Genomic DNA, 9,635 nt, shown 5'->3' with positions numbered 1-9,635 from the left:
ACCACTTGGGCATATTGTCTATTTTATGCCACCTTATATCATCAAAAAAGAAGAGATAGATATAATGATGGATACTGCTTACGAGGCAGTGAAAAATCTCTAATCAAAATCAAAGCTAGCACTAGAGCCTTGGAGCATTAAAAGTCTGCAACTCTTCTCTAGTATGGCGAGTTTTTCGCCATATCATGCAGGTCTCTACTATATGCATATACTCCATAGCCTCTAATAACTATAATATTTGTTTTATTGTTTTGAAAGTAGTGCGTGATTTCGCTTTGTGCTCTATCATACCAGTCATCAAACTGTTTAGGATTGTAAATTTTAACAGAACCAATTTTACTGTAACCAAAGTAATCCATTGGTGTAATAATCTTGTGATTAAGAGAGTAGGCAGTTGTAAATTGCGGCATTGTAAAACAGATATACTTGGCTTCTGAAATATTAGAGTAAATACTGTAATGTATATCGGCATCAATACTCGCTTGCTTCCATCTATAATCTTTTTTAAAGTAGAGCTCAATAAGACTATTTTCATTTATATCATCAAATACAGCCTCTTGTCTATTTATTAGAAAGCGGCTTGTACCTGTTTTTGCAGAGATAGAACCATGATAGATACCAAAAAAATCTTTTCTAAACATTGAAAGAGCAAGGTTTGAGAGCTGATTTTTAAGGTGCTCTTTATTCATATTTTTATTTAAACCAGCTTTTCATTTTGTCTATTACAGAATCTAGAACACCTTCATGTGGTTTAGACTCTATTCCAAATGACTCTTGAAGTTTATTTAAAAGTTCCAGTTGTTCATCATCAAGCTTTTTAGGGTATTGAATATTTACTACTGCAATAAGATTACCTTTACCATGTCCATGAACATCTTCTATTCCCTCACCTCTAAAAGTAAAGCGTTGTTTGTCTTTTGTTCCAACATCAAGTTTGAGTTCTAGTTCTCCTGTTAGTGATGGAATTGTAAGTGTATCACCTTTGATTGCCTGTGTGAAAAATACTGGGATCTCTATATAAACATCATTATCATCTCTTATAAAATGTTTGTCTGGTTTGACTTCAAAAGTGACATATAAATCACCACGATGCCCTTTTTTACCAATATTTCCTTTGCCTGATACTCTTAAGCGATTACCACTGTCAATACCTTTTGGCACACTGATTTTGACTGTTTCTCTCACCTCTTCATAGCCATGCCCATTACAAGTTTTACAAGGGTCTGTTGCTGCAGTTCCTGTTCCATTACAAACTGGACAGGTTTGTGAAAATGTCATAAAACCCTGTTTCATGTAAATTTGACCTTGACCTTTACATTGTGAACAGGTTGAGAGTTTACCGTCTTTTGCTCCAGTGCCTTTACATTTTTGGCAAGATTTTTTGTAAGTGAACTCTATCTCTTTTTCACATCCAAAGATAGCCTCATTAAAATTAATGTACATATCTACATTGATGTCAAGTGGATACTTGTCCATATCTGCAGGATTTTGGCGTCTTCTGCCACTACCTCCGCCAAAGCCGCTAAACATCTCTTCAAACATACTGCCTAAATCATCAAAACCAGAAGATGAACGAGAACCAGCTCCCATTCCTTGGAGTCCCTCTTTTCCATAACGGTCATAAACACTTCTTTGTTGCTCATCACTAAGACACTGGTATGCTTCATTTACAAGTTTGAACTTAAATTCTGCCTCTTTATCACCAGCATTTTTATCTGGATGATACTGTTTTGCCATTTTTCTATATGCTTTTTTAATAGTACTCTTATCAGCATCACTCGATACTTCTAATATTTCATAATAGCTTAGGTTTTCCATTGTCGTAAAATCCTATTTAATTTTTTTGCAATTATAGCAAATTTTTCAGTGAGTTTTTGTATAATTCTTTTTATGAAAAGCAATGTAATAATTCTCGTTTTGTCACTCCTTATTTTAGGCTGCTCCAAGCAGGTAGAAACACCTTTACCTAAACTTCGAAATACTTATGTTGTACCTGCTGCGTTTAGTGAACTTCCTGCTTTACAAAAAAATAATTTTCAACATGTTTTAGATGATTTTATAAATAATTGCAGAATCACTAAAGCGCAAAAAATATATGGCTCTTTATGTCAAGAAGCAAAAAATATCAGTAATGCAAAAGAGTTTTTACTCAATAATTTTGAAGTCTATCGAGTTTATAAGAAAAATGGTGTAAATGAGGGTTTACTTACGGGCTATTATGAACCAGAACTGCAAGGCTCCCTTACAAAGAGTAGTGTGTACAAATACCCACTCTATTGTACGCCAAAAGATTTAGTGAGCGTGGATTTAAGTGCTATTTACCCAGAGCTGAAACATTACAGGCTTCGTGGAAGATTAGAGGGAAATAGAGTTGTTCCTTATGACAGTAGAGCAGAGATTAAACGCAGCGATATTAATAGCTCTGTTATATGTTACTGTAAATCAAAGATAGATAGATTTTTTTTAGAGGTGCAGGGCTCTGGAAAAGTTATTTTGGATAACAATAAAACAATATATGTCGGTTATGCTAATCAAAATGGATATAAATATAGTTCAATTGGTAAATACCTTATAAAAAATGGAGATATATCTGCAAATAATATCTCTTTACAATCAATAAGAGCCTGGTTGGAAGCACATCCTAAAAAAATCGACACTGTTCTTAACCAAAATAAAAAGATGATTTTCTTTGCTAAGCGCAGTCAAGGTGCAACTGGTGCTCTAGGTTTGCAATTAAGAGCAAAAAGCTCTGTAGCAGTTGATAGTCAATATATTTCACTTGGAAGTATGTTATACTTAAGTTCAAATTTTAAAAACAGAAAAATTGATAAATTTGTTTTTGCACAAGATGTTGGGGGTGCTATAAAAGGTCCTCTGCGTGTAGACTATTTTTTAGGAAGCGGAGAGGCGGCAATGCAAACAGCAGGCAAGCTTAAAGCACCTCTGAAAATGTGGATAATTTTACCAAAAGAAGAAAGATTTATGAATGAATAATTCGCTAGAAAAATTTAACAGGCTTGTAGATGCTCTTGGTGAACTTCCTACAATAGGAAAAAAATCGGCAACAAGACTTGCATACTATATGATAATGAATGACACTTATACTGGTATGAAAATATCACATGCGATTGAAGATGCCATAGGCAGTTTGAAGAAATGTAGAGAGTGTGGTGGAATGAGTGAAGATGAGCTGTGTCATATCTGCTCAGATGAGTCTCGCAATAGCTCTTTCTTATGTATAGTCGAAAATGCCAAAGACATTTTACTTTTAGAAGAAAATGGGCTATTTGATGGAAAGTATTTTGTTTTGGACTCTTTAGAAGAATTGAGTATTGAGCATTTAGAAGATATTGCTAAAAATGGTGTGCATGAGGTTCTTTTCGCTTTGACTCCATCTATTTCAAATGATGCAGTTATACTCTATATTGAAGATAAATTGAGTAGTTATGAGATTAATTTTTCAAAAATTGCTCAAGGTGTTCCAACGGGTGTGAGTTTGGAAAATATTGATTTACTCTCTTTAACAAGAGCATTAGAAGATAGGGTGAGTGTATGATGAGAATTTTTTTACTACTGTTGCTTTTATTTGTACATAGTTATGCTGATGATTATAAATTTTGTGAACCTGCTAAAAAATATGATGGAACGAAGAGTAAAATCGATGTAGAACATATTAAAAATGATGAGTCAAAAGAGAGTATGGAGAAATGGCTTACTAGTGGTATTGCTCTTGAAGCATACAAGGTAAACTACTTACTCCCTTATGGTTATGCAAATAAAAAGTATCTCTCAAATGGTCGTCCAGTTAACTATAGAAATATCGAAGCAGAGTTACAGGTAAGTTTGAAGCGTAAAATAGCAAAAAATTTGTTTGCTCTGCAGGGCTCCTATTATCTTGCTTATTCACATAAATCTTTTTGGCAGTTATATACTTATTCTGCGCCATTTAGAGAAACAAATTATAATCCAGAAGGATTTGTTGTATTTCCTGTAAATGACGATAAGTATTTTGTGAAAATACGTTCAGTAAAGTTTTCCATTGCCCATATGTCTAATGGTCAACCAAACACCTCAAATGTCTATGTAGATGGAGAAAAAATGAAAAATCTTTCTAAAAGTATAAATTATTTTTATTCTACAATGAGAATGCAGCATGATACACTTATTATAGATTTGACATTGCAAGCTCCACTGGGAACGGGAGCAAATCTGAGTGATAATCCTGATATTATGGATTATTTAGGGTATAGCAAGGTTAAATTTACATATTTTTATAAAAAAAGTATATTGACCTTTATGGGAAGAGGGAATGTTGGAACACTTAAGGGAGCATTAGAGGCAACATATTCATACCCTCTTCAAGATGAAACGAATCTCTATATAAAATTTTTTAGTGGATATGGGGAGTCTTTGATCGATTATAATCGTAATGTAACAAAGCTATCTATAGGATTTAGCTTTTCTCGTTAAAGCTTGAAGCTTTTTTTCATATAAAATTTGATTTGTTCTTTTTCAAGTTTACTATTTGTAAAAAGTTCATTTGCGAGAACACCTTGACCTAGAAGCATATCTGCACCATCTTTATACGTAAGTTTATGTTTAGAGGCAAGTTGTAAAAAAGGTGTGACTTTGCCATAAATTGCATCGGCTGCATATCTGGTATTATTTAAAATCTCTTCAAGTAGCTCTTTTGGTGCAGGTAGGGAGTCATCTTCAAGACCAGCGCTTGTTGTATTTACTACCAAATCATAAGATGCTATTTTAAAATCATCCCAAGAACTTATTTTACAGCCAAACTCTTTGAAATACGCAAGTCGTTTTGTACTTCTATTGAGTACAGAGACATTGATTTCCTCTTCTAAAAAGCGGATTGCAAGTGCTTTTGCTGTACCACCTGCACCAATAATTAAAATATTTTTGATATTTTTAAATTCACCAATAGCAAATAAAAATCCGTCTGCATCAGTATTGTAGCCAATAAGTTTGCCATTTTCATTAATGAGAGTATTGACAACACCAATTTTTTTGGCAAAGCCGCGTACTTCATCACAGGCCTTAAACGCAGCCTCTTTATGAGGAACAGTAACATTTGCACCAGAGAGTTTGAGTTTAAAAAAAGTCTCTTTTAGTTTTGAAGAATCCTTTAAAAGTGTACGGGTGTAGCACGCTTTGTAGTTGAGGTGTTTAAAAACAGAGTTGTGCATTAAAGGACTACGCGAGTGTGCGATTGGATTACCAAATATTGAGAAAAGTTGCACTATTTTTTATCCAAATCTTCAAGAGAGGTTATTAAGGCTCCGAGCTTATTATTTACCTCAAGATACTCTAACTCATTTTGACTATCAGCCACTATTCCAGCACCAGCTTGAAGTACAACTTTGTCCTCTTTTACCATGGCTGTTCTAATGGTTATGGCACTATCCATATTGCCATCAAATCCAAAGTAACCGACACTACCACTGTAAAAGCCGCGTTTAATTCCTTCATATTCTGCTATGAGTTCCATTGCACGAATTTTTGGGGCACCTGTCATTGTCCCTGCCGTAAAAGTAGCCATAAAAAGATCAAACATATCTTTGTCTTTACTTATCTGTGCAACTACATCAGAGACAATGTGCATTACATGAGAAAATCGTTCAATGTGCATTATATCTTCAACTTTTACACTGCCTGTTTTTGCAACACGACCAACATCATTACGACCAAGGTCTATAAGCATAAGATGTTCTGCCAGCTCTTTTGGATCATTAAGTAGTTCAATTTCAAGCTCTTTATCTCTCTGTTTTGTATCACCGCGTTTTCTTGTCCCTGCTATTGGACGCAAAAGAATCTCATCTTCAGTAAGTCTTACCATAACTTCAGGAGAAGAGCCTACAATGCTAAAATCTTCATACTCCATTAAAAACATATATGGAGAGGGGTTTTTGGTACGTAAAATTCTATAAAAACTAAAAGGGTCAACTTTAATATCTCTTGTAAAACGATTTGTCATAAGTATTTGAAAGACATCACCACTTTTAATCATCTCTTTTGATTTGTCAATCATCTCAAAAAATTTCTCTTTAGAGTGTGCGAGAGTACCTTTGTCATCGCCAATATTATAAACTCTGTGTTTGTATGTATAAGTGCCTTTTAGGGTATCTTCAATATTTTGAAACTTATTTGCATATTCACTAAGTGTTGAGATAAGTGTAATTTGATGATTTTTATGAGAATAGACAAGTATGAGTTTCGGCAAAATAAGATCTAAATCAGGAGTGTTTAATTCATCTTTGAGATTTTGCATAAATGATTGTAATTTTGGCTCAAAAACCTTTACCATATCATATCCGATATAGCCAATGAAACCATCAACATAGCCAACATTTAATCTCTTTGTTGCCTCTTTATAAATAGTAGTATCTATATTGGCATAATACTCTTTGAGAAACTCAAAAGGGTTTTCATCTATAACTGTGGTTTTAGAATTTTCGTCAGTATATACTGTTTTGTTATCTATATATTGAAGTCTTTGTCTTGCCCCAATGCAGATAAAACTGTAATTTCCTTCACTTTGCCCAGCACTTTCAAAAAGATATGTGATTTCATTTTCAAACATCTTTTTGAGTTCTGAATAAACAGCTATGGGCGCGAGTTGGTCTAGTGTAAATTGCTTAGAATGTATCAATTTATGCCTTAAGTAATGAATTATAGTTTAACTAAAAATGCTCCACGCACAACTTTTGAACGTAGTATTGCTTTTGCTTTGTTTGCCTCTTTTCTTGTCTTAAAAGGACCTACCAATACTTTATTGATATTTTTAATTTTATGATAAGAGTATTTATAGCCTAGTGTTGTAATTGAATTTAAAAACTTCTTATTTGGTTTATATATTGAAAAAGAACCTACTTGTACAAAATAAGTATGCTTTAGCGTTGCAACTTTTTCGTGAGTTTTTTTAACTTTTTTAGGTAAAACTTTAGCTTTTACTACTCTTTGTTGTTTTTGTACAGTTTGTACAGTTGGAGTAGTTTTTACAGGTTCTTCTATATTTTCTACCTGTGTCGCTGCACTCTCTTGCTTGAGTTTTTTTGCAATATGGTCAAGATTTGTATCTTCTTGTTTGTTCTCTTGGACTACAGGAACATCTTCAAAAAGAGGTTCTTTATCGAGGGCATTTTCACTTGCCACTTGTGCTTTTGGTTCAGGAGGAAGAACAGCTTGAGGTAGATTACCTGTCCCTTTTGAATTTATTGAGTTCATAAGCATAACGACTACAATGAGCACAACGCCAAGTGTCGCAATAGCTAATATAATTTTTTTATTGGAATTTGATGAACCACCTTTGTTTAGTACAATATCACTCAGTTCGTTTTTCTCATCCATAATTTCACCTCAATTTTTTATTTTTTCAATAATACCAAAAATATTACAATGTTACAAGCTATAAGCATATTTTACATATGTTTTGACCAAGATGCCCCACGCTCTTTTGCATAAACCTCATAAGGGAGTGTCAGTATGTTGTACTCCTCAGGAGTATCGTTGTTAGGAAACATTTTCCACTGTTTTGGCTGTTTAGCAGCAAGTTTCATACTTATCATCTTTCCAAGTTGTATAGCCTCTTGCAGTGTAGTATGTCCTTTATGAATATAAAGATGTAGATGCCCTTTAGTCTTTGTCTCATACGCTGTAAAGTTGATGTAACCCTCTTCACGAAGAAGAAGTTGTGCACGATGATAAAATCTTTCAGTATCTCTTCCATTATAATCAATTACAATGTTTTCAACCACACCTTTTTTGTCTGCAACAGAGTGTGCAACAGTGATTTCACCTTTGATGTGTTTGTTAATAATTGCTTGAGTGAGAGGAGCATTTACTTTTTCAAATTTATTATAAAAAGTACGCCCTTTAAAAGAGATTTTATCTACTACTGAATCACGCTTGATCCAGTAGTGGTCACTCACCATCTTTATAAGTTTCAAATCCATGGCAGTCATAAAAATACCTTAGTATGTTGGTTGGTTATAGATTACAAAGTTTTGTGCAAGTTCTTTTAGTTCTTCCTTGATTTGTGCCTGTAAATCTGTATTTGTTATGTCATCTAAAACATCAGCCATTTTATTTGCGATAAGCTCAAACTCTTTCTCTTTCATACCACGAGAAGTAAGTGCTGGAGAACCAACGCGAATACCAGAAGTAACAAATGGACTTCTTGTCTCACCTGGAACAGTATTTTTATTTACTGTGATACCTGCGTTTCCAAGAGCTGCATCAGCCTCTTTTCCTGAGATCTCTTTGCCAACAAAGCTTACAAGTACAAGATGATTGTCTGTTCCATCGGAGACTACATTGTATCCGCGTTTCATAAGTACATCTGCAAGAATCGCTGCGTTTACTTTTACCTGTTTTGCATACTCTTTCCATTCTGGAGAGAGATTATGTTTAAATCCAACTGCTTTTGCTGCGATAACATGAACCAATGGTCCACCTTGAAGAGCAGGAAAAATTGCAGAGTTGATTTTTTTTGCAATATCTTCATCATCTGTCATAATCATACCACCACGAGGACCTGCAAGTGTTTTATGAGTTGTTGTCGTAACAACATGAGCGTGAGGGAATGGGCTAGGGTGCTCACCAGCTGCAACAAGACCAGCTATGTGTGCAATATCAGCAAAAAGAATAGCACCAACTTCATCAGCTATTTCACGAAAGCGTTTAAAGTCAATTTCACGTGCATATGCAGAAGCACCACAAACGATGATTTTTGGTTGTACAATTTTAGCGATGTCTAAAACTCTATCGTAGTTGATACGACCATCAAGCTCAACACCATAAGTAAAAGAACTATAGTTTTTACCAGAAAATGATGGCTTAGAACCATGAGTAAGATGCCCACCATGGCTTAGATCCATACCTAAAAGTTTATCACCGGCTTTAATAAGTGCTGCATAGACTGCACCATTTGCTTGAGAACCTGAGTGTGGTTGCACATTTGCATATTTACAACCAAAAAGTTCACATGCTCTGTCAATTGCTAATTGTTCTACACCATCTGCATACTCACATCCACCGTAGTAGCGTTTAGCAGGGTAACCTTCGGCATATTTGTTTGTAAAAACAGAACCCATAGCTTCCATAACTGCAGGGAGTGTAAAATTTTCAGATGCAATCATCTCTAAATGGTCAGTTTGTCTCTCTAGCTCTTTTTCGCATAAGTTAAATACTTCTTCGTCAAACTCTTTTAAAAAACTCATAGGGGTAAATTCCTTGTAAAAATTAAAATATGCTCATTGTACTAAAAATATAATAATAAAGTTCTGAATACTATTATCACTCTAAAATAATTAAAGGAAAATAATTTTCCTTTAAGTTTGTCTGTGTAATAATGCACTAATTCATCGTCAAAAAAGGATAAAACATGAGAGAATATGAAACATATAAATGTAATAAATGTGGCAATATAGTAGAAGTGCAAAGTGTAGGTGGCGGAGAACTTCATTGTTGTGGTGAGGCTATGCAAATGGTTGAGACATATCCTAAAAGTTGTGTCTAACAGTAACACCTAACTAATTTTTCTCCTCATAAAATTTAAGATTGAATATTTGATTTAGTTCATAAAGTTTAGATTTTATCATCGGAACAGGTTTTTTCCA

Annotated in this window: 9 protein-coding genes and 2 pseudogenes; 4 read left to right on the top strand and 7 right to left on the bottom strand. The window is 34.1% G+C overall.

Features of this window, described 5'->3' with window-relative positions; all coding sequences use genetic code 11:
- Positions 1-99: 99 nt before the first annotated feature.
- Both MV589_RS10875 and dnaJ read right to left on the bottom strand, forming a co-directional pair.
- A pseudogene (locus MV589_RS10875) lies at positions 100-689 on the bottom strand (class II aldolase and adducin N-terminal domain-containing protein).
- A gap of 4 nt (positions 690-693) precedes the next feature.
- Positions 694-1,818, bottom strand: a complete 1,125-nt coding sequence (gene dnaJ / locus MV589_RS10870; protein WP_297434778.1) for a molecular chaperone DnaJ — start codon at positions 1,816-1,818, stop codon at positions 694-696.
- A 72-nt stretch (positions 1,819-1,890) separates the two neighbouring features.
- On the opposite strand from dnaJ, the gene mltA reads away from it, so the two are divergent.
- The 3 genes from mltA to MV589_RS10855 are packed head-to-tail and all read left to right on the top strand — an operon-like array spanning position 1,891 to position 4,470.
- A complete protein-coding gene (gene mltA / locus MV589_RS10865; protein ID WP_297434776.1) occupies positions 1,891-2,994 on the top strand; it encodes a murein transglycosylase A in 1,104 nt (367 codons plus the stop codon).
- Complete coding sequence (gene recR, locus MV589_RS10860; RefSeq protein WP_297434773.1) at positions 2,987-3,556, top strand: recombination mediator RecR; 570 nt, start codon at positions 2,987-2,989, stop codon at positions 3,554-3,556. Before mltA ends, recR begins: the two co-directional genes overlap by 8 nt.
- Positions 3,553-4,470 carry a phospholipase A gene (locus MV589_RS10855; protein ID WP_297434771.1) on the top strand — a complete coding sequence of 306 codons (918 nt, stop codon included), beginning with the start codon at positions 3,553-3,555 and terminating at the stop codon, positions 4,468-4,470. Before recR ends, MV589_RS10855 begins: the two co-directional genes overlap by 4 nt.
- On the opposite strand, the gene MV589_RS10850 is transcribed toward MV589_RS10855, so the two are convergent.
- The 5 genes from MV589_RS10850 to MV589_RS10830 form a co-directional block, all read right to left on the bottom strand.
- Complete coding sequence (locus MV589_RS10850) at positions 4,467-5,258, bottom strand: shikimate dehydrogenase (RefSeq protein ID WP_297434769.1); 792 nt, start codon at positions 5,256-5,258, stop codon at positions 4,467-4,469. The genes MV589_RS10855 and MV589_RS10850 overlap by 4 nt on opposite strands.
- Positions 5,258-6,667 (bottom strand): anthranilate synthase component I family protein, encoded by a 1,410-nt coding sequence (locus MV589_RS10845; RefSeq protein WP_297434768.1) that lies wholly within the window; start codon positions 6,665-6,667, stop codon positions 5,258-5,260. The genes MV589_RS10850 and MV589_RS10845 overlap by 1 nt, the downstream gene beginning before the upstream one ends.
- 20 nt (positions 6,668-6,687) lie before the next feature.
- On the bottom strand, positions 6,688-7,365 hold the full coding sequence (locus MV589_RS10840) for an SPOR domain-containing protein (protein ID WP_297434766.1): 678 nt from the start codon (positions 7,363-7,365) through the stop codon (positions 6,688-6,690).
- Between the two features lie 71 nt (positions 7,366-7,436).
- Positions 7,437-7,979 (bottom strand): DUF1882 domain-containing protein, encoded by a 543-nt coding sequence (locus tag MV589_RS10835; RefSeq protein ID WP_297434764.1) that lies wholly within the window; start codon positions 7,977-7,979, stop codon positions 7,437-7,439.
- Positions 7,980-7,988: 9 nt separating this feature from the next.
- Entirely contained in the window at positions 7,989-9,236 is a 1,248-nt protein-coding gene (locus tag MV589_RS10830; RefSeq protein ID WP_297434762.1) for a serine hydroxymethyltransferase, read from the bottom strand.
- 164 nt (positions 9,237-9,400) lie between these two features.
- Between MV589_RS10830 and MV589_RS10825 the strand changes: the two are divergent.
- Positions 9,401-9,514: pseudogene (locus MV589_RS10825) on the top strand (desulfoferrodoxin FeS4 iron-binding domain-containing protein); the annotation flags it as partial.
- Positions 9,515-9,635: the final 121 nt, after the last annotated feature.

The organism is Sulfurimonas sp., assembly GCF_026991475.1.
Lineage (GTDB): Bacteria > Campylobacterota > Campylobacteria > Campylobacterales > Sulfurimonadaceae > Sulfurimonas.
Note: the sequence above shows the minus strand (reverse complement) of the source record. Positions and strands in the feature narration are given on the sequence as shown.